At 69.7% G+C, this 25,903-nt stretch carries 20 protein-coding genes; 15 read left to right on the forward strand and 5 right to left on the reverse strand.

From position 1 onward, the window contains the following. Positions 1 to 54 precede the first annotated feature (54 nt). Positions 55 to 1,071, forward strand: coding sequence for an ABC transporter permease (locus ACLJPX_RS14840; RefSeq protein ID WP_101613496.1), 1,017 nt, complete (start codon positions 55 to 57; stop codon positions 1,069 to 1,071). Between the two features lies 1 nt (position 1,072). Continuing rightward, positions 1,073 to 1,987, forward strand: a complete 915-nt coding sequence (locus ACLJPX_RS14845; RefSeq protein WP_410600752.1) for an ABC transporter permease — start codon at positions 1,073 to 1,075, stop codon at positions 1,985 to 1,987. 423 nt (positions 1,988 to 2,410) lie between these two features. Here the strand turns inward: ACLJPX_RS14845 and ACLJPX_RS14850 are convergent, their stop codons facing one another. After that, the gene (locus ACLJPX_RS14850; RefSeq protein ID WP_168214404.1) at positions 2,411 to 4,192 is read right to left on the reverse strand and encodes an ABC transporter ATP-binding protein; all 1,782 of its coding nucleotides are present in this window, start codon (positions 4,190 to 4,192) and stop codon (positions 2,411 to 2,413) included. 157 nt (positions 4,193 to 4,349) lie between these two features. Here ACLJPX_RS14850 and mshB point away from each other — a divergent pair, with 157 nt between their 5' ends. Genes mshB through ACLJPX_RS14865 form a run of 3 tightly spaced genes read left to right on the forward strand, consistent with a single transcriptional unit; the run spans position 4,350 to position 6,413 of the window. Next, the gene (mshB, locus tag ACLJPX_RS14855; protein ID WP_410600584.1) at positions 4,350 to 5,192 is read left to right on the forward strand and encodes an N-acetyl-1-D-myo-inositol-2-amino-2-deoxy-alpha-D-glucopyranoside deacetylase; all 843 of its coding nucleotides are present in this window, start codon (positions 4,350 to 4,352) and stop codon (positions 5,190 to 5,192) included. Beyond that, the gene (locus ACLJPX_RS14860) at positions 5,189 to 5,614 is read left to right on the forward strand and encodes a hypothetical protein (RefSeq protein ID WP_101610461.1); all 426 of its coding nucleotides are present in this window, start codon (positions 5,189 to 5,191) and stop codon (positions 5,612 to 5,614) included. Before mshB ends, ACLJPX_RS14860 begins: the two co-directional genes overlap by 4 nt. Continuing rightward, positions 5,607 to 6,413: a hypothetical protein gene (locus tag ACLJPX_RS14865; protein WP_101610460.1), complete on the forward strand. Its 807-nt coding sequence runs from the start codon at positions 5,607 to 5,609 to the stop codon at positions 6,411 to 6,413. Before ACLJPX_RS14860 ends, ACLJPX_RS14865 begins: the two co-directional genes overlap by 8 nt. On the opposite strand, the gene ACLJPX_RS14870 is transcribed toward ACLJPX_RS14865, so the two are convergent. Beyond that, complete coding sequence (locus ACLJPX_RS14870; protein ID WP_101610459.1) at positions 6,397 to 7,158, reverse strand: site-2 protease family protein; 762 nt, start codon at positions 7,156 to 7,158, stop codon at positions 6,397 to 6,399. The two genes, ACLJPX_RS14865 and ACLJPX_RS14870, sit on opposite strands and share 17 nt — an antisense overlap. A gap of 171 nt (positions 7,159 to 7,329) precedes the next feature. On the opposite strand from ACLJPX_RS14870, the gene ACLJPX_RS14875 reads away from it, so the two are divergent. Both ACLJPX_RS14875 and ACLJPX_RS14880 read left to right on the forward strand, forming a co-directional pair. Beyond that, complete coding sequence (locus ACLJPX_RS14875) at positions 7,330 to 7,713, forward strand: WhiB family transcriptional regulator (protein WP_007028952.1); 384 nt, start codon at positions 7,330 to 7,332, stop codon at positions 7,711 to 7,713. 135 nt (positions 7,714 to 7,848) lie between these two features. Then, on the forward strand, positions 7,849 to 11,148 hold the full coding sequence (locus ACLJPX_RS14880) for a glycosyltransferase (protein ID WP_410600585.1): 3,300 nt from the start codon (positions 7,849 to 7,851) through the stop codon (positions 11,146 to 11,148). A 332-nt stretch (positions 11,149 to 11,480) separates the two neighbouring features. Here ACLJPX_RS14880 and ACLJPX_RS14885 read toward each other — a convergent pair whose 3' ends face one another. After that, positions 11,481 to 11,912 (reverse strand): metallopeptidase family protein, encoded by a 432-nt coding sequence (locus tag ACLJPX_RS14885; RefSeq protein ID WP_005150818.1) that lies wholly within the window; start codon positions 11,910 to 11,912, stop codon positions 11,481 to 11,483. Positions 11,913 to 12,028: 116 nt separating this feature from the next. On the opposite strand from ACLJPX_RS14885, the gene ACLJPX_RS14890 reads away from it, so the two are divergent. The 5 genes from ACLJPX_RS14890 (at position 12,029) to manA (ending at position 16,448) form a co-directional block, all read left to right on the forward strand. Continuing rightward, on the forward strand, positions 12,029 to 12,382 hold the full coding sequence (locus tag ACLJPX_RS14890) for a DUF3499 domain-containing protein (RefSeq protein ID WP_074038239.1): 354 nt from the start codon (positions 12,029 to 12,031) through the stop codon (positions 12,380 to 12,382). Positions 12,383 to 12,453: 71 nt separating this feature from the next. Further along, entirely contained in the window at positions 12,454 to 13,809 is a 1,356-nt protein-coding gene (locus ACLJPX_RS14895) for a phosphomannomutase/phosphoglucomutase (protein WP_101610457.1), read from the forward strand. A gap of 52 nt (positions 13,810 to 13,861) precedes the next feature. Then, entirely contained in the window at positions 13,862 to 14,083 is a 222-nt protein-coding gene (locus ACLJPX_RS14900; RefSeq protein WP_101610456.1) for a Trm112 family protein, read from the forward strand. Continuing rightward, positions 14,067 to 15,158 carry a hypothetical protein gene (locus ACLJPX_RS14905; RefSeq protein ID WP_101610455.1) on the forward strand — a complete coding sequence of 364 codons (1,092 nt, stop codon included), beginning with the start codon at positions 14,067 to 14,069 and terminating at the stop codon, positions 15,156 to 15,158. Before ACLJPX_RS14900 ends, ACLJPX_RS14905 begins: the two co-directional genes overlap by 17 nt. Before the next feature lie 66 nt (positions 15,159 to 15,224). Continuing rightward, positions 15,225 to 16,448: a mannose-6-phosphate isomerase, class I gene (gene manA / locus ACLJPX_RS14910; RefSeq protein WP_410600753.1), complete on the forward strand. Its 1,224-nt coding sequence runs from the start codon at positions 15,225 to 15,227 to the stop codon at positions 16,446 to 16,448. A gap of 298 nt (positions 16,449 to 16,746) precedes the next feature. Here the strand turns inward: manA and ACLJPX_RS14915 are convergent, their stop codons facing one another. After that, positions 16,747 to 19,773, reverse strand: coding sequence for a BTAD domain-containing putative transcriptional regulator (locus tag ACLJPX_RS14915; RefSeq protein ID WP_410600754.1), 3,027 nt, complete (start codon positions 19,771 to 19,773; stop codon positions 16,747 to 16,749). A gap of 155 nt (positions 19,774 to 19,928) precedes the next feature. Here ACLJPX_RS14915 and ACLJPX_RS14920 point away from each other — a divergent pair, with 155 nt between their 5' ends. The 3 genes from ACLJPX_RS14920 to ACLJPX_RS14930 all read left to right on the forward strand — a co-directional run bounded on the left by ACLJPX_RS14920 (position 19,929) and on the right by ACLJPX_RS14930 (position 23,537). Beyond that, complete coding sequence (locus ACLJPX_RS14920) at positions 19,929 to 20,843, forward strand: cation diffusion facilitator family transporter (RefSeq protein WP_101610453.1); 915 nt, start codon at positions 19,929 to 19,931, stop codon at positions 20,841 to 20,843. A gap of 257 nt (positions 20,844 to 21,100) precedes the next feature. Beyond that, entirely contained in the window at positions 21,101 to 22,621 is a 1,521-nt protein-coding gene (locus ACLJPX_RS14925) for an amino acid permease (RefSeq protein ID WP_410600586.1), read from the forward strand. A 223-nt stretch (positions 22,622 to 22,844) separates the two neighbouring features. After that, positions 22,845 to 23,537, forward strand: coding sequence for an LPXTG cell wall anchor domain-containing protein (locus ACLJPX_RS14930; protein ID WP_410600587.1), 693 nt, complete (start codon positions 22,845 to 22,847; stop codon positions 23,535 to 23,537). Between the two features lie 44 nt (positions 23,538 to 23,581). Here ACLJPX_RS14930 and ACLJPX_RS14935 read toward each other — a convergent pair whose 3' ends face one another. Beyond that, the gene (locus tag ACLJPX_RS14935; protein WP_410600588.1) at positions 23,582 to 25,876 is read right to left on the reverse strand and encodes a hypothetical protein; all 2,295 of its coding nucleotides are present in this window, start codon (positions 25,874 to 25,876) and stop codon (positions 23,582 to 23,584) included. Positions 25,877 to 25,903 lie beyond the last annotated feature (27 nt).

The following is a 25,903-nucleotide window of genomic DNA, read 5'->3' on the forward strand; positions in this document are numbered from 1 at the left end:
AACCGGGCAGCGGTCCAGTACTTCGGCGGCCAGGCCCGGATGAGGAGCAGTTCGTTGAACCTGGTGATCTACATCCTTCGCCGTCTGGCGATCTCGATTCCCGTCCTGCTGGTCGGGACTTTTCTGTGTTTCATCATGGTCGCCGGCACGGGCGACCCGCTGGGTGAGCTGAGAAGCAATCCCGCCATGAGTCCGGAGACCCTGAACCAGATCGCGAGTCAGCTCGGTCTGGACAAGAACATCGTCCTCCGGTACTTCGACTGGCTCGGCAGCTTCGTGAGCGGGGACTGGGGCATTTCGATCGCCCAGGGCAACGCGCTGGCCCCGGTGTTCCCGAAGGTCATGGCCGCGTTCGAGGTCACCGCGAAGCTCGTCGTCGGCGCGGAACTGCTCGCGCTGGTCCTCGGCGTCCTGGTCGGTGTCGTCGCCGCTGTCAAGCAGTACTCGATCATCGACTACATCGCGACGACGCTGGCGTTCCTGCTGTTCTCGATGCCGATCTTCTGTGTCGCGATCGTCCTCAAGGGATACGCGATCCAGTTCAACGGCTGGGTCCGGGACCTGGGACTGTCCGATGTGCTCGGTAACCCCTGGATTCGCACCACGAGCCCCGAATCGTTGAACTTCGACGGTCCGGGCGGGTTCCTGGCCAGTTACGTGGGCGCCTACCTGTTGCCGACGCTGTCCATCATGGCGATCAGCTTCGCCGCGTACAGCCGGTTCCAGCGGGCCTCGATGCTGGAGACGCTGAACGCCGACTACGTCCGGACCGCGCGGGCCAAGGGCCTCGCCAACGGGCGGGTCATCTTCCGCCACGCGTTCCGGAACGCCCTGATCCCGGTGACCACGTTGTTCTCCGTCAACTTCGGTGCCGTGCTCTCGGGCGCGATCATCACCGAGTCGGTGTTCAACTGGAACGGCATGGGTAAGTTGCTCGTAGAAGCCGTGACCAAGAGCGATCCCCAGGTGATGATGGGCTGGCTGGTGGTCATCGCCACGAGCATCATCATCGCCAACCTGATCGCCGACCTGATGTACGGCATCCTGGACCCGAGGATTCGCGTTGGCTGACTTGAATTCCCTAATCACGGCGGACACCGCCGACGGCAAGCTTTCCCCGGAAGCGCTGCCCGAGCCCCGGAGTCAGGGCAAGCTGGTCCTGCGCAAGTTCCTGCGGCACAAGCTGGCCATGGTCTGTACGGCGATCCTGCTGATCCTCGTGCTGACCGTGATCATCATGCCGATCTTCTGGCCGTACGACTACGAGGACAGCTCCTTCCCGTCCTTCGCGAAGCCCAGCGGGGACTACCCGCTCGGGACGACGCAGGTCGGCAAGGAGATGGTGTCGCAGATCCTGCGCGGTACCCAGTACTCGCTCCTGATCGCGCTCATCGTGTCGATCGTCGCCACCACCATCGGCACCGTTTTCGGGGCCATGGCGGGGTATCTGCGCGGGTTCACCGATTCGGCGATCTCGCGGGTGACGGACCTGTTCCTGATCGTCCCGCAGATCGCCGCGGCGGCGATCCTGGCGAAGGTGTTCGGCGGTGGTGCCTGGTACATCGTCGCGATGGTGCTGGCGGCCTTCGGCTGGATGTCGATCGCCCGTATCGCCAGGGCCGAGTCGATGTCGTTGTCCCAGCGCGAATTCGTGGACGCCGCTCGCGCGTCCGGCGCCGGGACGATGCACATCGTGTTCAAGCACCTGGTGCCGAACATGGTCGGCCTCATCACGGTCAACGCGACCCTCGCGGTCGCGCAGGCCGTGCTGATCGAGGCGGCGCTGTCCTTCATCGGGCTGGGGGTGCAGCTGCCGGACACCTCGCTCGGCCGCGTCATCCTCGAGAACTACTCGCAGCTGCAGAACCGGCCGGCGCTGTTCTTCGGCCCGTTCATCGTGCTGGTGCTGATCTCGCTGACGATCAACTTCATCGGTGACGGCCTGCGGGACGCTTTCGACCCGCGGCAGCGCCGGATGAAGGCGTAACACCTGCTTTAACGCGTGAAGGCCCCCTTCCCTCGGGAAGGGGGCCTTCTTCGTGTACCGGATGTGGGGGAGGCGTGAGGGGCGAGTTTCTTCGGCTGAGCCGAGGAAAGGGGCCTTCACGCGCAGCCGCTGTGACCGCTGGTGCGGGTAGGGCGAAGGTGGCGACCGCAGCGATCACGAAGGTAGTGAAGGCCTCCATCCCTACGCTCAAGGTAGGCAAGGGGCCCTTCACGGCCCGCCCCCGCGAACGACCGCAGCCAGAAGCCAGTAGGTGACCAAGACACCCTCGGCCCTACCCGAATCGCCACTCACGACGCCGTGCCGACCATGGCCGAAGGGGTCCTTCATGGCATCAGACGCAGTGAAGGCCCCCTTCACTGCGTCTAGCGCAAGGAAGGGGGCCTTCACGTACTTCCAGAAGCGTCAGTCCGCGACCGGAGCGAGCTTGCCCGCCTCCCAGGCCGCACGCCGCTTGGCCTGCAGCACCGGGTCCGCCACCGGAGCGGCCGAAAGCAGACGGCGCGTGTACTCCTCGCGCGGCGAGTGCAGCACCTGGTCACGGGTGCCGACCTCGACGAGCTTGCCGTGCTGCATCACCGCGACGCGGTCGGCCAGCAGGTCGACGACGGCGAGGTCGTGGCTGATGAACAGGCACGCGAACTGCAGCGAGCGCTGCAGGTCGAGGAACAGGTCCAGCACCCGCGCCTGCACCGAGACGTCCAGCGCCGAGGTCGGCTCGTCCGCGATCAGCAGCGCCGGGTCGAGCGAGAGCGCCCGCGCGATGGCGACGCGCTGGCGCTGGCCGCCGGACAGCTCGTGCGGGTACCGGTTGCGGTAGTGGCCGCCGAGCTCGACCTTGTCCAAAAGGGACGCCACGCGCTCGTTCAGCGCCTTGCCCGCCAGGAACTTGTGCAGCACCATCGGCTCGGCGATCGACTCGCCGATGGTCATCTTCGGGTCCAGCGTGGAGGCCGGGTCCTGGAACACGATCGAGAAGTAGCGGCGCAGCGGGCGCAGATCCTTGTTGGACATGTTCGTGATGTCCTTGCCCGCGATCGAGACGGTGCCCTCGGTCGGGGTCAGCAGGCGGATCGCGCAGCGGCCGACGGTCGACTTGCCGGAACCGGATTCGCCGACCAGGCCCACGATCTCGCCCTTGGCGATGCTCAGCGAGACGTCGTCCACCGCGCGGTTCTTCGCCTGGCCGCGGCGGCCGGGGTACTCCAGCACGAGGTTCTTGATCTCGAGCGCCGGCGCGTTCTCTTCGATCACGGCCGCGAGTTCGCTGTCCTCGAGGCGGATCTCCTCGGCGATCTTCGAGGCCTCGTCGCTGTCGGCGGAGATGCCGGCGTCGTCGAGCAGGCGGCGTCCTTCGGGGCGCTGGCCGAGCACGGGCACCGCGGCGAGCAGCTTGCGGGTGTACTCCTCCCGCGGCGACGCGAACAGGTCGCGCACCGGGGCCTCTTCGACGATGTTGCCCTGGTACATCACGACCACGCGGTCGGCGAGGTCGGCGACGACGCCCATGTCGTGCGTGATCAGCACGATGGCGGTGTTGAGGGTGTCGCGCAGCTTGCGCAGCAGGCCGAGGATCTCCGCCTGCACGGTGACGTCGAGTGCCGTGGTCGGCTCGTCGGCGATGATCACCTTCGGGTCGCACGAGATCGCCATCGCGATGACGACGCGCTGGCGCAGACCGCCCGAGAGCTGGTGCGGGTACTGCTTGAAGCGCAGCGGCGGGTTCGGGATGCCGACCATCTCCAGCAGCTCGATGGCGCGCTTGTCGGCGGCTTCCTTCGAGATGTCCTGGTGGGAGCGGAGCGCCTCGCGCAGCTGCCAGCCGACGGTGTAGACCGGGTTCAGCGCGGTCATCGGCTCCTGGAAGATCATCGCGACCTGGTTGCCGCGGATCTTCTGGAGGTCCTTCTCCTTGAGGTCGGCGAGGTTGCGGTCGCCGAGGCGGAGTTCGCCCGCGATCCGGCTCGTCTTCGGGAGCAGCCCGAGCACCGACATCGAGGTCACCGACTTGCCGGAACCGGACTCGCCGACCACCGCGACGATTTCACCAGGCTTGACGTCGAATCCGATGCCCTTGACGGCGTTGACCACGCCGTCGTCGGTCGGGAACGAGACGCTCAGGTCGGAGATGGACAGAACCGAACCCGACACGCCGCCGAGGTCCGACGATGCTGCTTCAGTGCTCACCAAGATGCCCTTCGTGGGGGTACATATGGTCACGGCGCAAAGCCCGTGACTCGCGCGAGGATAACCGAGAGTGGCCCGACTAAGGTCGGTGCTCGGGGCTTCCGTTCCCGACACCCTATAAAGGAAAGCGCGCCGTGTTCGAATTAGTCTTCAAGCCGTGATCTCCGCGCGGCCCAAATTGCTCCTCGTGCACGCCCATCCGGACGACGAGAGCATCACCACCGGTGGCACCATCGCGCGCTACGCGGCCGAAGGCGCCGACGTGACCGTTGTCACGTGCACTCTCGGTGAGGAAGGCGAGATCATCCCGCCGCCTCTCGCCGGGCTCGGTTCGTGGGCCTCCGATCAGCTCGGCGGCTACCGCGCGGGCGAACTGGCGTCGGCCTGTGCCGCGCTGGGCGTCACCCGGCACCGGTATCTCGGCGGCATCGGGCGCTGGCGTGACTCGGGGATGGCCGGGACGCCGTCCGCGGCGCATCCACGCGCGTTCTCCGGCGGCGACCCCGACGAGCAGGTGGCCCAGCTCGCGGAGATCCTCGACGAGGTCCGGCCCGAGGTCGTCGTCACTTATGACGCTTTCGGGGGTTACGGGCATCCCGACCACATCCGCGCGCACGAGATCACGATGGCCGCCGCGCCGAAGGCCGCTTCGGTCGAGCGGGTCTTCCATACCGTTTCTTCCCGCGACGCCGTGACCGCCGGGCTCGCCGCGCTGCGCGGTCGCTCGGCGTTCCGTGTCCCCGAAGACGGTGAACTGCCGGTGACGCCGGACGAGACGATCACGACCGTCCTCGACGTCGGCGCGCACCTCCCCGCGAAGGCCGCCGCGTTGCGGGCGCACGAGACCCAGGTCAGCGTGCCCGCGGCGCCGCATCTCGCGGACCATTTCGCGCTGAGCAACGACGTCGCGCAGCCGATCACCCCGGACGAGTACTTCGTCCTCGCCCACGGACCGGCCGAAGGTGCCGCGGCCGACCTGTTCGGGGGACTCGCGAAGTGACCGTCCCGTCACAGCCGCTCTCGACCGGACGGCGCCTGATGCTGGTGGTGCTGTGCTTCGCCGCGCTTCTGCTCGGTCTGCTCGAACTGTTCTTCCTGCCGCTCCGGCTCGACGGCATCGTGCTGCCGAAACTCGGTGACGCCCCGTTCCCGGTGACCGTGGTCCTCGCGGTGATCACCACACCGCTGTTGGTGAGGACGACCGCGAAAGTGGTCCGGCCCTCCTTTTCGGTGATTCCGCTGCTCGTCTGGGTACTTGTCGTACTCGGGATGGGTGTGACCGGGCCCGGTGGTGATCTGGTGCTGGTACAGGACTGGCGGGCACTGCTGCTGATCGGCGGCGGCGCCCTTCCGGGAGCGCTGGCGCTGGGCAGCGGTCTGGGCACGGCGGCGAAAGCCGCCAAGGGAGGCGAAGATGGGTGAAGCGATTTCGGATCGCCAGGTCGTGGCGGTGCTGCGGCCGTTCGTCCGCGCCTGCGGTCCGATGGTCGACGCGCTGCGCGACGCGGATCCGTTCGGCCTGCAGGCCAGGGGGCGGCGTGAGGACGCGCTGGAAGGCGTCGAGCCGAAACTGAAGGACAAGCTGCTTGACGGGATCACCTCGGTCAAGGTGCCCGGCACCGCGGCCTGGGCGGAGATGACGAACTACCAGCGGACCGACTGGTGGGTGAACCGGGTCGGCCGGTTCACCGCGCTGATCACCGCGATCCCCGGCCTCGGCGGCGCGCTCGCCGACAGGCTGCCCGTGCAGGACGCGCTCGGCTCGGCGTCGCAGGGAGTGTTGCTGTGCGCGATCGCGGGGGAGTACGGCGTGACCGACGTCGGCGCGCGGGTCCGGCTGATCGCGTGGGTGCTCTTCGAGCGGGACATCGATCCGGTGGTCGCGGCGGGCAAGCACGCCGAACACGACAAGGCCGCCGAAGACGACGAAGCGGCGAAGCTCACCGAAGAACTCGACGAAGCGAAGAAGAAGCACGGCAAGGTCACCCTGAAGGCGGCCGCGGGCACGCTGTGGCGACTCGGCCGGGGGTTGCTGGGCATCGTCGAAGAACTGGAGAAGCGGCCTCGTGGCCGCCTTTTCCACCGTGCGCTCGGGAAGTTGCCGGTCGTCGGCATGGCGGGCGACTACCTCGGCGAGCGGTCCGGCCTCAAACGCGTCTGGAAACGGGCGCACGAGTGGTTCGTCGAACACCCCGACGGCGAACTCAGTTCCAGAACGTGAACGCGTCCTGGCCGTACATGGCGGCGAGTTTGAAACCCCCGACGGTGTCGAAGATCGCGTAGGACACCTTCCACAGCAGCGGGCTGGCTCCCGGCAGAAGGAACAGCACGGCGAACAGCGCGATCGGCGCCCACGGCCGGACCTTCGCGCCGAACTCGCGCGCACCGGGCGAAAGGTACGGCTCGATCGCGCCCCAGCCGTCGAGGCCGGGGATCGGCAGGATGTTCAGCAGGAACGTGACGATCTGAAGCAGCGCCAGGAACGAGAGCCCGATCACGAGCCCGTTCGCCATCGGCACCAGCGCGACGAGGAGCGCCAGCACCACGCCGACGGCGAGGTTGCTCAGCGGCCCGGCGAGCGAAACCCACGACTGGACGGATCGCGACCGCAGGCGCCCGTGTTCGATCCACACCGCGCCACCCGGCAGCGGGATGCCGCCGATGATGAGGAACACCAACGGCAGGATGATGGACAGCACCGGATCCGTGTATTTCCGGACGTCCATGGTCAGATAACCCTTGTGGGCGACGCTGTGGTCACCGCCGCGGAACGCCACGACGGCGTGCCCGAACTCGTGCAGCGTCAGTGACGCGACCCAGCCGCCGGCGACGAGAAGGACCACCCCGGCGATGATCAGCGGGTCGTACTTCTGGCTGGAAATCGTGGTCGCATCACCGAAAGCCGCCAGTACACCGCCCAGGACGGTGACCGCGAGGATGCCGAGGAAGATCGGGCTGGGCCGCACTGCTGATCTCTGCACTCCACCAGTCTTCCGTATGCCCGATGTGAAGTTACCGGCGTGTCCCCTTGCGCGATGGGGCGCGGGTATCCCCCGAACTCGCTACTCCGCTTGACCTGACCGCACTACACGGGTGTAATCACAGTGATGTCATTCGTCGCTGGAAGGGGGCGGCGGATGGTGTTTCAACACCGCCAGCCTGGGGAGTGCGTGGACAGCGAGGAGGCGGACGTGCGGTTGGAAGCAGATGGAAGGGAATGGGGGCAAGTCGTGGGTTGGGGTGAGGTCCCGGAGCAGCAACTGGGCGATCTCACCGAGCTTTTCGACGATGCCTCCGCGGAAGAGCAGGACTGGCAGGAACGGGCCCTCTGCGCGCAGACGGACCCGGAGGCGTTCTTCCCCGAGAAGGGCGGCTCCACCCGCGAAGCCAAGCGGATCTGCCTCGGTTGCGAGGTCAAGGACGAGTGCCTCGAGTACGCCCTCGCGCATGACGAGCGGTTCGGTATTTGGGGCGGGCTCTCCGAACGTGAGCGTAGGAAACTGAAAAAGCGAGCTGTGTGACGGCGATCTCCGGCACCTCCAGTGCGCCGGAGATCGCTTCCTGCCCCGCATCCACATAGTGGGGCCACCAACGGGTGACAGGGTCGCGTCGTAGGGTGGCGGCACTCGACTTCGCCGCCACATCTGGAGTGCCCGTTGTCTCGCACTGCCGCGTCACCTGTGCTGCGCACGGTCCCCGTACTGGCCATTGTGGTCTGTCACAACGGCGAGAACTGGTTGCCACTGGCGCTTTCCGCGCTCCGGCGCAGCGGTGTCCGGCCCCGGCACGTGCTCGCCGTGGACACCGGCTCCACCGACCGGACGGCCAAGATCCTCGCCGACGCGGCCGCGTCCGAAGGCGTCGTCGGCGGTACCGACACCACTCCGGTTCTGGACGGGATTCTCACACTTTCGGATGACGTCGGCTTCGGAGCCGCGGTCGGCGAGGCCGTCGAGCACGCCGTCGAACGCTGGGGAGATCCCGGCGGCTGGCTCTGGCTGCTGCACGACGACTGCGCGCCGGAACCGGACTGTCTCGAAAATCTGTTGGCAGCGGCCGAAAACGAGCCCGAGGCGACGGTGCTCGGCCCGCTCGCGGTGGACTGGAGCGACCCGCGGCTGATCGTCGAAGCCGGACTGTCGACCGACGCCATCGGTCACCGGCAGCAGATCTCGCCCGAAGAGGCCGACACCGCGGTGCTCGCCGTGCCGAGCGCGGGATCACTGGTGCGGCGGGAAGTCTGGCACGACCTCGGCGGCTACGACCCCGGGTTTCCCTTGCTGCGCGAGGATCTCGACTTCGGCTGGCGCGCCAACGCCGCGGGCGGCCGCGTGCTCTCGGTGGCGGACGCCAGGCTCCGGCACGCCCGCGCGCTCAGTACCGGGCAACGGGAACCGGACGCGCTCGGCCTTTCCCTCGCGACGGCGAACCGCGCGCACGGGCTCCGGGTGTTCCTCGTCAATTGCTCCCCGTTGTCCTTTTGGTTCGGCCTGATTCGAATTCCGTTCTTCGCGCTCTTCCGGGCGCTCGCGTTCCTGCTGCTGCGCCGCACCGGCGAGGCGGGCGCGGAACTCGCGGCGACCTGGTACCTGCTGCGCGGCCGCGGCGGACTGCGCGCGGCCCGCGCCGAACGCCGGGAGACAGACCGGCCCGGTGACGTCCGCGGCCTGTTCATCGGGCGGGCGACGCGGATGCGCAACGCGGTCCGCGCCGGTGTCGTCGGCCTCGTCCGGCGCGGTGTCGAACGGGACTTCGCCCTCGGGACCGTGCCGGAGAGCGCGGACCAGGAAGGCGCCTGGATCCCGCCGGAGGCGGTGCGGGCCGGGCAAGATCGCCCCGTCGGCCCCGGGGCGCTGCCCGCCGGGGCGATGCGCGGGGTCGGCTCGCGGGGAACGGGACTCCGGCGGCCCAGCGCGGTCGTCGCGGTCGCGGTCCCCGAAGAAGTGTCCGAGAAACCCGCAGCCGGCAGGCCGAAACCGTCGCCGGTGCCGCGTGACGGCGGGCGGCGGCCGGAGCCGGAACTCGTGTTCGTCGAGGTCGACCGGAAGCGGGTGCTCGGCGCGACCGTGTTCGCCCCGCCGGTCCTCATGCTGGTCGTGCTGACGGCGCTCGCTTTCGTGGTCAACGGTTCCCGGCTCGGACTGGACCTCTTCGGCGGAAAACTGCTGCCTGTCGGCGGGCTCGGCGAGATCTGGTCGTCGTATCTCGCGCCGTGGCACGCGATCGCGGGCGGGACGGCGAGCCCCGCGCCCGCGACACTGCCGGTGCTGGGCACCCTCGGCGCGATCTTCACACCGATCGGCGGACCCGCGGCGCTGGTCGCGATCCTGCTGATCGGGGACATCCCGCTCGCCGCCCTGAGCGCGTACGTGGCCACTCGGCACCTTCGCGTGCGCCGCTGGGTTCGTGCCGTCGTCGCGGCGGCGTACGGCGTGCTGCCCGCCGCCACGGCTTCGGTCGCGCAGGGACGGCTCGACGTCGTCGTCGTGCATCTGCTGTTGCCGTTGGTGATCGCGGGCATCGTCGGGCTGCTGGTCCGCGCGGACTCGCGATGGCTGCACGTTTCCGCGCTGAGCGCGATCGGGCTGGCGCTGATCGGCGCCTTCTCGCCGCTGGCGCACGCGCTGGCGCTGGTCGGGCTGGTGGTCGGGTTCGTGGTGCTGCCCTCGCCGACCGGGCTCGCGCGGCGGATCGCGTCGGTCGGCATCGTGGTCTTCCTGCCGCTGGCGTTGCTGCTGCCGTGGCCGAGTGTGCTGCTGAGGCATCCGGAACTGCTGCTGCACGGGCTCGGCGGTGCCGCCACGGCCGCGTCCGGTGCCGATCTCGCCGGACTGGATCCCGGCGGTCCCGGCGCTTGGCCGATCGGGGTGGCGCTGGTCGCGGCCGCGATCGTCGCGCTGGTGATCCGGCCGTCGAGGGGCGCGGGCGCCGGTGTCGCCGTCGTCGTGCTGGGTGTGCTCGGGCTCGTGGCGGTGCGGTTCGTGGCGGTGACGCCGATGACGGGCGGCGCGCACGCGACCGGGTACGCCGGGGTGCCGCTGCTGGTGATCGGCGCGGGGCTGCTGTGGACGGTGCTGGCCACCTGGCAGCGCGGCGGGACGACCGTCGAACCCGCGCCGTGGCTGACGAAGGTCACGGCCGTGGCCGGGGTGCTCGTGCTGCTGACGCTGGTGACCGGCGCGGTCGCCGCCGGCCGGGAAGGCCCGCTGCGGTCGGGCGCGCGTCCCTCGCTCGCCGTCGACGACCTGGCCTCCAGCGGACGCTCGGTCCTGGTCGTGGGTGAGCCCGTTCGGCAGACCGGGGGCCGGTTGCCGCTCTACGGCGACGACGAACTCGCGCCGACACCCGGCAGCGCCGACAGGCTGGCCTCGTGGCGCCGCGACCTGCTGACCGGTTCGCCGGACGCGGTCAAGCAGGCCTTCGCGGCCGCTGCGGCTTCGGGAGTGCTGTACGTCGTGCTGCCCGCCGGTGCGGACGGTTCGGCTTTCGTCGAACTGGCGCGGGATCTGGTGGTTGCGGCGGCGCAGACCTCGGACGGGCGTCCGGTGCTGCGGCTGCTGCCCGCGGGCGGTCAGGTGGCGCTCATCTCGCCGGAACTGGCGCAGGCGGCCGTGACCGGGAAGGGCGCGCCGGGGGCGTCGCCAGGGGTGGCGCCGGTGCAGGCCGGGCTGCCGGACGTGCGGGTGCGTGTCTCGGAAGGGCCGACCGGACGGCTGCTCGTGCTGGCCGCGGAGTTCGAGGCGGGCTGGCAGGCGACCGTGGACGGCAAGGCCGTGCCTATCGTGCGGGCCTGGGGGCATCAGGTGGCGGTCTCGGTGCCTCCCGCGCCTTCGGAGGTGGTGGTGGAGCACCAGGGCACCACGCGGAACCTGTTGCTGCTGGCGCAGATCGCCGCGGTGCTGTTCACGCTGCTGACGGCCGTGCCTACGCGGCGGGATCTGCCTTCACGGACCTGAGCTCCTTTGAGCCCCTGACGCCGACGCCCCCAATGTGGCATTGGGGACACTCAACGTCCCCAATGCCACATCGGTGCCTCCACCCGGCGGCCCCCGCGCTTCCCCCTCCCCCTCCCCCCTCCCCCCGCAATGAACGGGCCTTTCCTTGCAAAATTTGCAAGGAAAGGCCCGTTCATTGCACGGGGGAGTGAGTTGTCCACAGGGCAGTCCCCTTGTGGACAGCTCAGGGTTCCAGCGCCGTTTCCGCAGGTCCCGTCGGTCCCTCGCGATACGCTGGGCTGGGGACGCCCCCCGGGGAAGGGCGGGGGCTGGGGTCGGGGCGGTGTGGAGAGTCAGTCGCCTTCGATGACGTCGGGTTCGACGCCCAGGTAGCCCGCCACCTGTTCGACGAGGACGTCGTGGACGAGTTCGGCGAGTTCGCCCGGGTCCTTCGCGCGTGCTTCGAGGGGGCGGCGGTAGAGGACGATGCGGGCGCGCGTCGGCAGTCCGGCCCGGTCGACACCGGCGGGCACGAGCCGTGAGAGCGGGACGGCGCCGTCGTGCAGTACGCCGTCCACTCCGGCCGGTGCGCCATCCGAGCGAACTTCGGGAACGTCGTCGACGGCCACGTCGAGCTTCGTCAGCTCGTGCCGCCACCGCGCTTCGATCGGTTCGAGCGCGTCCAAAACCAGCGCGTCGAACCTCTCTGCCCTGCTAGCGGCGGCGGGAAGGGTCGACGGATACAGCGCTCCGCGCAGGCCCCGGCCGTGCCGGTCCCGGCGCATCCGCCGTCGCTGTCGGGAATCACGAGCCGTCGCCACGATCCGAAGGGTACGCGCTCGGCGAATCAAAGCGCGTGTCGCCGGTACACCTGGCCGGGGACGCGCTATCGTTCTCGATCGTGCGGAGCGTACGAAAGTGTTCGCGAACGGGTTGTCTCGAACCCGCTGTCGCCACGCTCACGTATGCCTACAGCGACTCGACAGCCGTAGTGGGGCCACTGGCCACCGCGAGCGAGCCGCACTCCTATGACCTCTGCGAGGCCCACGCCCTCCGGCTCACCGTGCCCAAGGGCTGGGAAGTCGTCCGGCACGAGGGGGCCTTCGCCGCTCCCGATCCCTCCGCCGACGAGCTGACCGCGCTGGCCGAGGCCGTGCGCGAAGCGGGCCGTTCCGACAAGCCCGCGCCCGACCCCGAACCCGAGGGTCCCTCCGGCAGGCGCGGCCACCTGCGCGTCCTGCCCGGCCGAGCCTGACACCAAGGCCCGCCGGTAGGCTTTCGAGGCGCCAGAGGGCGTTGTAACGAGACTATTGGCGGGGAGCAGGCGTGCCAGACCTTTCGGGCATCGTGAAGGCCTACGACATTCGCGGCGTGGTCGGTGAACAGCTGAACGCGGCGCTCGTCCGTGACCTCGGCTCGGCCTTCGCTCTGTTGATCAAAGCCGAGTCGGACGCGATCGTCATCGGCCACGACATGCGCGACTCCTCGCCCGAGCTGTCCGCCGCGTTCGCCGACGGCGTGACCTCGCAGGGCCTCGACGTCGTGACCATCGGTCTCGCCAGCACCGACCAGCTGTACTTCGCCTCCGGGTCGCTGAACCTGCCGGGCGCCATGTTCACCGCCAGCCACAACCCGGCGCAGTACAACGGCATCAAGCTGTGCCGTTCGGGCGCCGCCCCGGTCGGCCAGGACTCCGGTCTCGCGGAGATCCGCGACACCGTCGAGCAGGGTGTCCCCACCTTCGCGGGCCAGCGCGGCTCGGTGACCGAGAAGGACGTCCTCGCGGACTACGCGGCATACCTGCGCAAGCTCGTCGACCTGTCCGGAAGCCGTCCCCTGAAGGTCGTCGTCGACGCAGGCAACGGCATGGGCGGCCACACCGTCCCGACGGTCTTCGCGGGCCTGCCCCTCGACGTCGTGCCGATGTACTTCGAACTCGACGGCAACTTCCCCAACCACGAGGCCAACCCGCTCGACCCGAAGAACATCGTCGACCTCCAGGCGAAGGTGCGCGAGGAAGGCGCCGACGCGGGTCTCGCGTTCGACGGCGACGCCGACCGCTGCTTCGTCGTCGACGAGCGCGGCGAGCCCGTGTCGCCGAGCGCCATCACCGCGCTGGTCGCGATCCGTGAGCTGGAGAAGGAGCCGGGCGGCACCATCATCCACAACCTGATCACGTCGAAGGGGGTACCGGAGATCGTCGCCGAGCACGGCGGCAAGCCGGTGCGCACCCGGGTCGGGCACTCGTTCATCAAGGCCGAGATGGCCAAGACCGGCGCGATCTTCGGCGGCGAGCACTCCGCGCACTACTACTTCCGCGACTTCTGGCGCGCCGACACCGGCATGCTGGCCGCGCTGCACGTCCTCGCCGCCCTCGGCGAGCAGACCGGCCCGCTGTCCGAGCTGACGGCGGAGTACTCGCGCTACGCGGCCTCCGGCGAGATCAACTCCACCGTCGACGACCAGGTCGCGCGCATGATGGCGGTCAAGGACACCTTCGCCGCGCGCGACGGCGTCGAGATCGACGAACTGGACGGGCTCACCGTGCAGCTTCCCGGCGGTGGCTGGTTCAACCTGCGTCCGTCCAACACCGAGCCGCTGCTCCGCCTGAACGTCGAGGCCGCCGACGCCGAGGCCGTCCGGGCGCTGACCGAAGACGTATTGGCGATCGTCCGTGGGTAACGAATGTGTCGTGAAAACACACATAGAGATGTCCCACAGGTAGGGAGAGACCATGGCCGTCACGCTTGACGCACAGTTGCTGGAAATCCTGGCTTGCCCGTCCCCCGATCACGCGCCGCTGCGGCCGGGGACGACGGCCGATCCGGAGGCGGACGCGCTGACCTGCACGGAGTGCGGTCGCGTGTATCCGGTCCGTGATGGAATCCCGGTACTGTTACTGGACGAAGCCACCGAGCCGACGACCCCGGATGGCGCCCATGCCGACGGTCCCTGACGATTCCCTGCTCGACGATCCCGCGCGCTTGGCCGAGGCCGACACCGCGGGGCTGCTCCGTGCCGCCGCGATGGCGGGCGCCCAGGTCCGGGCGACCGCCGAAGCCGCGGCCGAGCTCGAACTGAGCGATCGCCTGGACGTCGGGCGCCCGCGCTCGCTCGTGCTGATCGACAGGCCCGGCGTCAGCCGGACGCTGACCAGGCTGGTCGCCGCGCTGCTGACCCCGGCCTGCCCGGTGCCGGTGGTCGTCGCCGAGGTCGTGCCGAGCTGGATCGGTGCCCTCGACGTCGTCTTCGCGCACACCGACGACGCCGGTGATCGTGAGCTGGCCGCTTCTCTGGAGCGTGCCGCCAGGTTCGGTGCGACGGTCGTGCTGTCCGCTCCCGGCGAGGGCCCGGTCGCGGCCGCCGTCGCGGGCAAGGGACTGATCCTCGCGCCGAGGCTCCCGGTCCCGCCGGAAATGGCCTTCCCGCGCGGGCTCGCCGCCGCGCTGCTGACCGCGAACGCGCTCGGCCTGCTGGTGGCCGATCTGGAGCAGCTCGCCGACCACCTCGACGCGGAAGCCGAGAAGGATTATCTGGCGAGGGACTCGTTCGCGAACCCGGCCAAGGCGATGGCGCTGAAGCTGGCCGACCGCCAGCCGCTCCTGTGGGGGCTGGACCCGGTCGCGGTCGCCGTCGGCGAACACGCGGCCCACGCTTTCGCCGCCCACGCGGCCCTCGTCTGTGATGTCGAGGACTATCGCCAGGCCTTGGCCCGGCCCGCTTTGCGGCGTGCGGCATTGTCCGGGGGCGTGGAGCGCGATATCTTCGCGGACCCGGAGGAGGGGGTCGGCGTCGTGCCGAGGGTGCTGCTCCTCTCGGTTCGGACGGGGCCGGCCACGGAGGCGGCCCGCTACCAGGCGGAAGACCTGCTGCCCGGTGCGGATGTGATCGCCCCGGCCGAAGAAATCGAAACGGACGAGATCGTGCGTGCGGCCGTTCTCGCGCTGCGTTTCGAGCTGGCCGCGGTCTATCTGGGGCTGGCCGTCGGCAGCATCGGCGGCGCTGGGAGGTACACGCCTGCAACGGCGTGAGCCCCGGGTGCGACGTAGGAAATGAGGGCCGGCACCACCCGTGCCCGGCGAGGAGTTGAGGTGACAGTGGAGCTGCTGCGCAATGCCGTGCGGCCCTACGCGTGGGGGTCGAGAACGACGATCCCCGAGCTGCTGGGGCGTCCGGTGCCGGCGCCGCATCCGGAGGCGGAACTGTGGATGGGCGCCCACCCCGGCGACCCGTCCCACGTCATCGGCCCGGACGGCACCGAGCGGAGCCTGCTGGAGCTCGTCGAAGCCGATCCGATCGGCCAGCTCGGCGAGGGCTGCGCCGGCCGATGGGGCGGCAGGCTGCCGTTCCTGCTGAAGATCCTCGCCGCCGAAGAGCCGCTTTCGATGCAGGCTCACCCGTCGGCCGCACAAGCGGCGGAGGGCTACGCGCGCGAGGAGTCGTCAGGCATCCCGCGCGACGCCTCGAACCGCAACTACCCGGATCCGACGGCGAAACCGGAACTCGTCTGCGCGCTGACGGAGTTCCACGCGCTGGCGGGCTTCCGCGACCCGGAACGCACGATCGCGCTGCTGAAGGCGATCGAGACGCCGGGGCTGGCGAAGTACGCGGTGCTGCTGGACGCCCAGCCGGATCCGGCCGGGCTGCGCGCGCTGTTCACCACCTGGATCACCCTGCCGCAGGCCGCGCTCGACGAACTGCTGCCCGAGGTCCTCGATTCGTGCGTGAAGCACATCCAGGAACGCGGCGAGTTCGACGTCGAATGCCGGACCATCCTGGAACTCGGCGAGTCGCATCCGCGTGACGCAGGCGTGCTCGCGGCGCTGCTGCTCAACCGCCTCACCCTCAGCGCGGGCGAGGCGATCTACCTGCCCGCCGGCAACCTGCACCTGTACCTGCACGGCACCGCCGTCGAAATCCTGGCGAACTCGGACAACATCCTGCGCTGCGGGCTGACCCCCAAGCACGTCGACGTGCCGGAGCTGCTGCGCGTCGTCGACTTCGCGTGCGGCGAGATGCCGGTGCAGAGCGGAGACCGCCAGGAGCGCCTGTCGGTGTACCGCACCGACGCGCCCGAGTTCGAGCTTTCGCGGATCGAGTGGGCGGCCGGGGACGACGGCGAGATCGCCGTCCACGACGTCGGCCCGCAGATCCTGCTGTGCACCGCGGGCAGCATCCTGGTGACCGCCGACGACGGCGAGCAGGTCGAACTCCGCCGCGGCCAGTCGGTGTGGCTCCCGGCCGCCGATCCCGCCGTCCGCGTCCGGCCGCTCTCCGGTGAGCGCACCCAGGTCTTCCGCGCCACCGCCGGCACCTGCTGACCTCTCCGCGTTTCGTCCTCTGGTTGCGGTCCTTGCACGCGCAAGGACCGCAACCAGAGGACTGTTGAGGTGAGCGAAGGCGTAACTCGCGTGAACGCCCTTCCCACCCGAACACGACACCTTCTGCTCAAGGAACGCGTCCTTGGCCCGAACTGTGTGCGTTCCGTGTGGCGGGTTCCGCGATCATCATCCGAAGGGGTGACCCTGCGGTTGTCGTCGGCTCGTCCCGATACGGGCCGGCGGCTCTCCGTGGGTTGACTTCGGGTGGTGCTCGTCTGAGGGGTCGGGCACCACCCGGTCAGGCCGGGGCGGGTTCGGTGAGCGACAACAGCAACCGGACAAGGGTCGAAGCGTTGGCGTCGTGGGGGACATCCAATCGTTTCGCCTCTTCACCCGCCGCCTCGGCCGCCTCCGTTTCCCCGACGGCCTCGTACGCCCTGCGCAGGACGTGCAGGGTGAGGCCGGTCGCGGGTTTCCCGCCCATGGCACGGAATTCGCCGAGGCAGTGGCGCAGTACGGGAATCGCGCGGTCGGCCCGGCCGTCGCCGATCCAGCTCGCCGCGATCGCGCGGGTGCAGGAAAGCTCCCGCGGCCGTTCTTCGAGCGCTCCTGCCAGGCGCCGCGCGTTCTCGTACGCCTTCACCGCGTCGGCGCGCCGTCCGGCGCCGGCGAGGATCGCGCCCTGCGTGCGCAGGGACTTCGCCAATGCCGACTTCGCCGTCGTCCGGCGCAGGACCAGGACGGATTCCTCGACCGTCTCCAGCGCCTCTTCCGGGCGGCCGTCGAGCATCAGCGACCACGAAAGCCCTTGCAGGGCGATGCCGAGCCGGCGGTCGTCCGCCGATTCCCGTGCCTCGGCGAGGATCCGGCGATCGATCTCCAGCGCTTCGGAGATCTTGCCCAGCCTGTGCAGCGCGGCGGATTCCGCCCGCCGCGCATGGGTTCCCGAATCCTCCACAGTGGACAGTTCGCGGGCCTGGGTCGCGGCGTGCAGCGATTCCCCGGCCCGGCCGAGGCCGACGAGGCAGTGCGCCAGATTGGTCTCCACCCACGCTCGCGTGGCCAGATCACCCAGCTCCGCCAGTTCCTTCGAACATTCTCGATAACCCTCGACGGCGCGTTCGTACTCGCCGCGAGCGTGCAGCAACACCGCCAGGTTCGCCTCGGCGATGACCACGATGTGCCTGTCGCCCGCCTTGCGGGCGGCGTCGCGCAAGGTCTCGTACGCCGTCCGCATGTCGGTGTAGTGACTGTGCAGGTACAGGTACGCGCTCAGCCTTTCCAGTATCCGCAACGCTTTTCGCAGCCAGCCGACGGCGCACAGCGACGAGACGGCGGTGACCAGGTTGGCCCGCTCCACGGAGAACCACGTGCCGGGATCGCGCAGCAGCCGCTCGACCAGTTCGGCCGGCAACGGCTGCGCGGGTAAGTCCTGATCCGACAACGGCATCGGCACCGTCCTCGGCAGTCGGCGGGCCGCCGTGTCGGCGAGGCACAGCGCCGCGTCCGACACCTTCGCGACGGTGGCGACCCGCTCGTCGTGGGTCTCCAGTTCCCGGCCGAGTTCCGTGGCGAACACTCGCACGAGATCGTGCAGGCGGAACCGCTGCTCACCGGTCGGATCGACACCGGTGGCCTCGAGCAGGCTCGCCTCGACGAGTTCGTCGATGGCCTCGTCGGTGCCGTCAGCATCAGCGCTGTCAGCGCAGTCAGCGCGGTCGATGAGGGCCGAAACCGCCCACGCGGGCAGGTCGAGCGTGCGGGAGCGGCCGATCAACACGAACGCGCGCCGCGCGGCCGGGCTCAAGGCCTGATGGCTCAACGCGATGCTGCCGCGCACCTGGAGATCGCTGACCTGGAGTTCGTCGAGGCGCGAGACCTCGTCTTCCAGCTTCCCGGCGAGTTTCCCGAGCGGCAGGCCCGGCCGCATCGCGAGCCGGCTGCCCGCGATCCGCAGCGCCAGCGGGAGATTGCCGCAGGCCTTGGCGATCCGCTCCGCGTCCGCTCGTTCGGCGCCCACCCGATCCGGCCCGGCCAGCCGTGCCAGCAAGGTCATCGCCTCCGACCCGGACAGCGGCGCGAGGTGGAGGCGATCCGCCCCGGCGAGCCCGGAAAGCCGTTGCCTGCTGGTGATCAGGACGGCGCTGCCCGGGGTTCCCGGCAGCAGCGCGCGAACCTGATCGGGACCCGCGGCGTCGTCGAGCACCACGAGGACCCGCCGATCGGCGAGACGGCCGCGATAGACCGCGGCCCTGGCCTCGACGTCGTCCGGGATGGCGGGGCCGGTGACACCCAGTGCGCGCAACAGGTCGCCGAGGACGTCGGCGAGGTCCCGCGGGCTGGAGGCGCCCGCGAGCGGGACGAACAGCTGCCCGTCCGGAAAGGACCGGCGGAGCCGGTGCGCGGTGCTGACCGCGAGGGTGGACTTGCCCGCGCCGGGTTCGCCGGTGATCACCGCGACCGGGACGCCCGTGCTCGCGCCGAGCAGCCCGGAGAGCTTCGAGACCTCGCCCTCGCGCCCCGCGAAATCCGCGATGTCCGGGGGCAGCTGGCAGATCGGGAAGACCGGCGCGGCCTTGGCGGGCGGCACCGGATCCTCGCCGCGCAACACGGCGGCGTGCACGCGGCGGACCTCGGCGCCGGGCTCCACGCCGAGTTCCTCGACGAGGGTGGTGCGCAGCTCGCGGTGGACGGCCAGTGAATCGGCCTGCCGCCCGGCGCGGTGCAGCGCGGTCATCAGCTGCGCGGCCAGCCTCTCGCGCAGGGGATGCTCGGTGATCATCGCCTGGAGTTCGCCGGTGAGCTCGCCGTGCCTGCCGTCGGACAGTTCGGCGTCCACACAGTCTTCGAAAGCGGCGAGGCGTTCCGACTCGAGCCGGGCGACGTCCGCGTCGAGCCGGGGGAGATGCAGTCCCGACAGGACCGGCCCGCGCCATTCCGCCAGCGCCCGGCGATAGTGCCCGGCCGCCGACGCCGGATCGCCCGCCCGCGCCGCCGCTTTTCCCGCCGCCGCGGCTTCGCGGAAGGACAGCAGATCGAGGTCGCCGGGCTCGACGACCAGCCGGTACCCGAGCGGGTCACGCTCGATCGCCAGCCCCTCGAACCGCGCCCGCAGACGGGAGACGTAGGTGTGCAGATTGGAGGAGTACGACTTCGGCGGTGTCTCCGGCCAGAGGGTCTCGACCAGGGCGTCGACCGGGACGGACGAATTCGCGTTCAGCAGCAGGACGGCCAGCAGGGCACGCTGATGATCGCCGCGCGGCGCGGTGCGCCGCCCGGGCGGGCTCTCGATCGTCAACGGTCCGAGCACGCCGAATCGCGGCACGGGCACCTCCCAGGTCATGAGAGGGGCGAGAATAGCGAGGGGATCCGACAATTCTGTGACCTGTCCCGCCCGGCGCCACGGGCCTCATCTGCACTGCTAGCCTTCGAACCCGGCATATCGGGACACCATTTTTCAGGACACCAGGGGAGTTGCACGTGTCTGCAGGTGGCGGAACCAAGGCGATCATCGCCGCGCTCGTGGCGAACGCCGGAATCGCGGCCGCCAAATTCACCGGCTTCCTCATCACGGGGTCGTCTTCGATGCTCGCGGAGTCCGTGCACTCGCTCGCGGACACCTCGAACCAGGGCCTCCTGCTGCTGGGCCAGAAGACCTCGCAGCGCGCGGCGACCCGCACGCACCCGTTCGGCTTCGGACGGGACCGGTACTTCTACTCGTTCATCGTCGCGTTGATGCTGTTCAGCCTCGGCTCGGTGTTCGCGCTGTACGAAGGCATCCACAAGATCAGCGAGCCGGAGGCGCTGACCTCGCCGTGGGTGGCCGTCGGCATCCTCGTGGTCGCGATCGGACTGGAGTCCTACTCCTTCTACACCGCGATCCAGGAGTCGAAGAAGATCAAGGGCGACGCGGGCTGGTGGGCGTTCATCCGCCAGGCCAAGACCCCCGAACTGCCGGTGGTCCTCCTGGAGGACGCGGGCGCGCTGCTCGGCCTGGTGTTCGCGCTCGCGGGCGTCGGGCTCTCGGTCGCCACCGGCGACCCGGTGTGGGACGGCATCGGCACCGTCACGATCGGCCTGCTGCTCGGCGTCATCGCGGTCATCCTGATCATCGAGATGAAGAGCCTGCTGATCGGCGAGGGCGCCTCCGAGCCCGACCTCGACACGATCGTCGACGAACTCGCCGCGGGCAAGGTCGAGCGGGTCATCCACATCCGGACGCTGTACATCGGCCCCGACGAGATGCTGGTGGCCGCGAAGCTCGCGCTGGTGCCCGGGCTGGAGACCGCCGAAGTCGCGCAGGCCATCGACGACGCCGAAGCGCGGGTTCGCGCGAAGGTACCGACGGCGAAGCTGATCTACCTCGAGCCGGACTTGGACCGCTCGCTGGCGTGAGCCGGTCTCGAACCGCTCTCGAACTAGCTCTAGAGCGCTAGGAAAGGCCCGTTCCTTGCAAATTTTGCAAGGAACGGGCCTTTCCTAGCGTTCGGGGACGCGAAAGCGAGGGATCCGTGATCACCGTGCGGGGCAACTGTCCGTATTCCGCCGATCACCGCCGCGACCTTCGGGTACTTCGTTGCTCTCCCACCGCGCTGCCGCCACGATCGGGCGATAGGGTCCCTTGAACCGCAGTCAGGTGTAGGAGGTCAAGGGTGCCCGGAAACGGTCTGTGGCGTACGAAATCCATTGAGCAATCCATCGCGGACACCGACGAACCGGGGACCAAACTCAGGCGGAACCTGAGCGCTTGGGACCTGACCGTCTTCGGTGTCGCCGTCGTCATCGGCGCCGGGATCTTCACGCTCACCGCGCGTACGGCAGGCGACTACGCCGGGCCGTCGGTTTCGCTCTCGTTCGTCTTCGCTGCCATCGCCTGTGCGCTGGCGGCTCTCTGTTACGCGGAATTCGCGTCGACCGTCCCGGTGGCCGGGAGCGCGTACACGTTCTCGTACGCCACGTTCGGCGAGTTCATGGCGTGGATCATCGGCTGGGACCTGATCCTGGAGCTGGCGGTCGGCGCGGCCGCGGTGTCGAAGGGCTGGTCGGCCTATCTCGAAACCGTGCTCTCCTACATCTTCGGCAAGGGCACGAAAACGACGTTCGAGATCGGCGGCGTCCCCGTCGACTGGGGTGCCCTGATCGTGGTGCTGGTGCTGGCGACGTTGCTCGCTGTCGGCACGAAGCTGTCTTCGCGGTTCTCGATGGTGATCACCGGGATCAAGGTCGCGGTGGTGCTCTTCGTGATCGTGCTCGGCATCTTCTACATCAAGGCCGCCAACTACACGCCGTTCATCCCGGAGGCCCAGTCCGGCGCCGAGTCGTCGGCCACCGGGGTCGACCAGTCGCTCTTCTCGGTGTTCGCGGGCAGCAGCAGTAGCTCGTTCGGCGTCTTCGGCCTGCTGGCCGCGGCGTCGCTGGTGTTCTTCGCCTTCATCGGTTTCGACATCGTCGCGACCACCGCGGAGGAGACCCGCAACCCGCAGAAGGCCGTGCCCCGCGGCATCTTCGGCTCGCTCGCCATCGTCACGGTGCTGTACGTCGCGGTGTCGCTCGTGGTCGTCGGCATGGTGAACTACAAGGATCTCGCCACTTCGGCGGGTGACGGCGGCAAGAAGACGCTCGCTTCCGCGTTCGCGGTCAACGGCGTCGACTGGGCGGCCAACATCATCTCCGTCGGTGCCCTCGCCGGCCTGACGACCGTCGTCATGGTGCTGATGCTGGGCCAGATCCGGATCATCTTCGCGATGTCGCGCGACGGCCTCATGCCGCGCAGCCTGGCGAAGACCGGCCCGAACGGGACGCCGAAGCGGGCGACCATCGTCGTCGGCGGACTGGTCGCCGTCGCCGCCACGTTCTTCCCGGCGGACAAGCTCGAGGAAATGGTCAACGTCGGCACGCTGTTCGCCTTCATCCTCGTTTCGGCGGGTGTGATGGTGCTGCGCAAGAAGCGACCGGATCTCCCTCGCGCCTTCCGCGTGCCGTGGGTGCCGTTGATCCCGATCCTGGCGATCGCCGCCTGCCTCTGGCTGATGCTCAACCTGACCGTTTTGACCTGGTTGCGGTTCATCGCGTGGATGGTGCTGGGCGTCGTCGTCTACTTCGTCTACAGCCGTCGCCATTCAGTGCTCGGCAAGCAGAACAAGGCCGAGAAGACGGAGTCCGTTTCGGACTGATCATTCTCGTTTAGGCGGCCCACCATTCCTCTGTGGATGGTGGGCCGCTTTGTCGGGGGCCCCGGTTTCGGTGTGAAATCGGTGTGCGATAGCGTCCGGTCTCTCGCCTCACCCTGTCGGGTGAACGGAACTCGTGTAGAAGCACCGCGAGTTGACCTTCATCCCTCGAATGAGGCACCGCGCTTTGCTCGTTTGTCCCCCGATCGGTACAGGAGAGCTCTGAATGCAGATCATGTCCGGACGGCGTGTCCGTTCCGCCGTCACCGTCGTCGCACTGGCGACCGCCGCCCTGCTCGGTACCGCCGGTTCGGCGCTGGCCTGTCACTCCGATGACGACCGCGCCAAGCCGATCCCCGGCAACATCAGCAAGTGCGAGCAGGTCAAGGCCGGCGGCAAGGCCCTGTCCGACGCGGACTTCAAGTTCACCGGTGGCGCCGGTGAGAAGCGGCTCAACATCACCGGCCTCGGCGAGGGCGTCAAGGTGACCGCGATCGTCGTCCTCGGTGGCGACGACGGCTACAACGTCTACGAGCCCGGCAAGCGCAAGCTCTCCGACACCCCGCCGTGGACCGAGCTGCGCGCGCCGTTCAACCGCGACGGCAGCAAGGCGAACATCGACAAGTGGTACGCGTGCGGCGAGAAGACCAAGCCGACCGAGCAGCCGAAGCCGTCCGAGCCGACGAAGACCTCGACGGCCAAGCCGTCGACGACCGCTCCGACCACCACGGAGAAGCCGTCCGACACCCCGACCAGCACCTCCGCCCCGGCCCCGAACGTGGGCGGTAACGGTGGTAACGGTGGCGGTCTCGCGGACACCGGTTTCGACAACGCCTGGCTGCTGTGGGCCGGTGGCCTGCTGGTGCTGGCCGGTGCCGGCGTCCTGGTCCTGCTGCGCGTGCGTCGCAAGGCCGACTGAAACTAGCTGATGCCTGAAGGCCCTCTTCCTCGTGAAGGGGGCCTTCAGCGCATTTGCGGGAAGTCCCCGAACAGCGATCCCTGCTCGCCCCAAGGGTTCGACGGGCGGGGGCGGCCGAGCCCGGCGGCCATCGCGACGGCGTTGTCCCATTCGGCGTCGACGACGTAGTCCGTGTGCTTGAGGACGCCGGGCGCCCAGCGGTGCCGCCCGGTCGGCCCGCGCATCGGGTCCGGCAGCCAGTGATCGCCGCCGAGCACCAGGACACCCTGCTCGTCGGCTTCGGCGGCCAGCGGACCCGTTCCGCCGGTGGCCAGGTAGCCGTCGCCGAGCAGTTTCCCGGACACCACCCGGTGCCGCCACGTCGTGACTCCGCCGCCGAAGATGTCCGTGCCGCGGCACAGCGCCCGCCAGCGGCCGTCGAGATCCTCGTACAGCCCGGCCAGCTGCGCCTGCGGCAGCATCGCGGGGAAGGCTCGCTGGTAACCCCATTGCAGCGGTGAGCCCGCCGTCAGCAGCCCGACGCGCTCGCGGTCCTCGGGCGGGAGGTCGGCGAGCACGCGCGCCGCGGCGAGCACGGTCAGCAGGCTGCCGAGGTTGTACCCGGAGAGCACGACCCGCGTGCCCGGATCGGCCAGATGTTCCTTGACCCGGTCCGCGAGTTCCGGGACGACCTTGAGCGCGTAGCTCGGCGGAACGATCGGATGGGCGGCCCGCGGCCAGAAGCACACGAGGTCCGCCAGCGCGCCGAGGTGACGGCTGCGCTTGGGCGTCGTCGCGGCGGCGAAAACGACGCGCAGCAGTCCCGCGGCCAGGGCGCCCAGCGCGAACACCCCGATCCCCGAAATCGGTTTCGACCACTCGCCCAGCGGGCCGAAACCGAAGCGCAGCACCAGGAGCGCGCCGCCGCCCGCCGCCATCGCCAGTGCCACCGCGAGCGCCAGATGGTGCAGATGCTTGCGTTCCCACGAGGCGCGGGCCCAGACGTGGGCGGCCTCCTCTTCCTGCGCCTTGCCGATCTCCATCAGCCCGACGATCTTCGGCACGCCGCGGCGCAGCCGCCGCAGCGGGACGGCCACCGCGAAGCCCAGCAAGCCGAGTACGACGGCGAGCGCGAGCCCGGCGCCCCACAACACGGTCACCAGGACGTAGGTGTCGGGGAGCCGGAGGTCGGTCGCGCCGACCAGTTGCCGCAGCGCGACCGCGAGTCCCGCGCCGAAGCCGCCGCCGAGCAGGCCCGCCAGCGCGACGACCGGCGCCGCGGCCCAGCCGCCGAGCCAGGGCCGCAACCGGCGCGGCAGGTGCTTCCAGGTCGAACGGCCGAACAAGGCGGCCGGGATGAGCATCAGCGCGAACAGCACGGTCACCGCGACCATCGCCGCGCCCAGCGCTTCGACCGTCCCTTCCGCCCCGCCCAGTCCGCCACCCGGCAGTCCGGCGGGCAGCGGCGTCCGGCGGACGACGGCGATCCCGACCAGCGCGACGGCGAACGCGATCATCCCGCCGCGGACCACCGGCCCGGCGGAGAAGCCGACGGTCGAGGCCACCAGCGCGGCGAGGACGAGCGCCATCGCGCAGATCCACACGACGAGGTCGAACGTCGCCGTCGGCAGCCGGAACGGCCCGCCGAGCAACGGAAGCGCGAGGCAGGTCAGCGCGGCGACGGTGTGCAGCGTGCGCAGGCCCGGCGTCCGCGGCATGTCCTGTGGCTGTAGCGGGGCCGAACTGTGCACGCGGTGCAGCCGGTTCCGCGATCGCCAGTCCGACGACGGGATCCGGTCGAGCACGAAGATCAGCACCAGCAGCGGCACCACCCCGATCGCCGTCCGCAGCGGCGCGAAATCCCGCAGGAACGACGGCGCGCCCGCCAGGCACGTCGAGCCGGGTGCGAGGCATTGCGCGGCGAACAGGTCGAGCGAAACCACCGCGAGCTGGCTGATCAACAGCATCGTCAGCAGCAGTGAGGCCACCCGCAGCACCGCCCGGCACGCCGTGCCGAGCGCGGCCGCGAAACGTTTGCCCTCCGGGACCGGCGGCAGCATCCAGTGCGCGACGTTCGCCAGCGAGAACGGGAACAGCAGCGCCCAAGTCGCCTTCGCCGCGCCCCCCGAGGTCATCCCGCTCCACAGGTAGCCTTCGAGGATGCGCGGGATCGAACGGCCGAGCGCGGGCAGCACCGGTCCGGGAGCGGGGCGGCGCAGCCGGTCCGACGGCCGGATCAGCCTGCCGATCCCGTCGCCCGCGACGTCGACCACCGACGTCGAATCCAGCAGACTTTCACCGCTCGTGCCCACTAGCCCGGGTACGCGTATTTCGACGACGCGGGTATCGGGACCCGGCATGACCACGGTGAAGGCCTCCAAACAGTG

Origin of the sequence: Amycolatopsis sp. lyj-90, from assembly GCF_046549035.1 — a bacterium.
In the GTDB taxonomy this organism is placed as follows: Bacteria; Actinomycetota; Actinomycetes; order Mycobacteriales; family Pseudonocardiaceae; genus Amycolatopsis.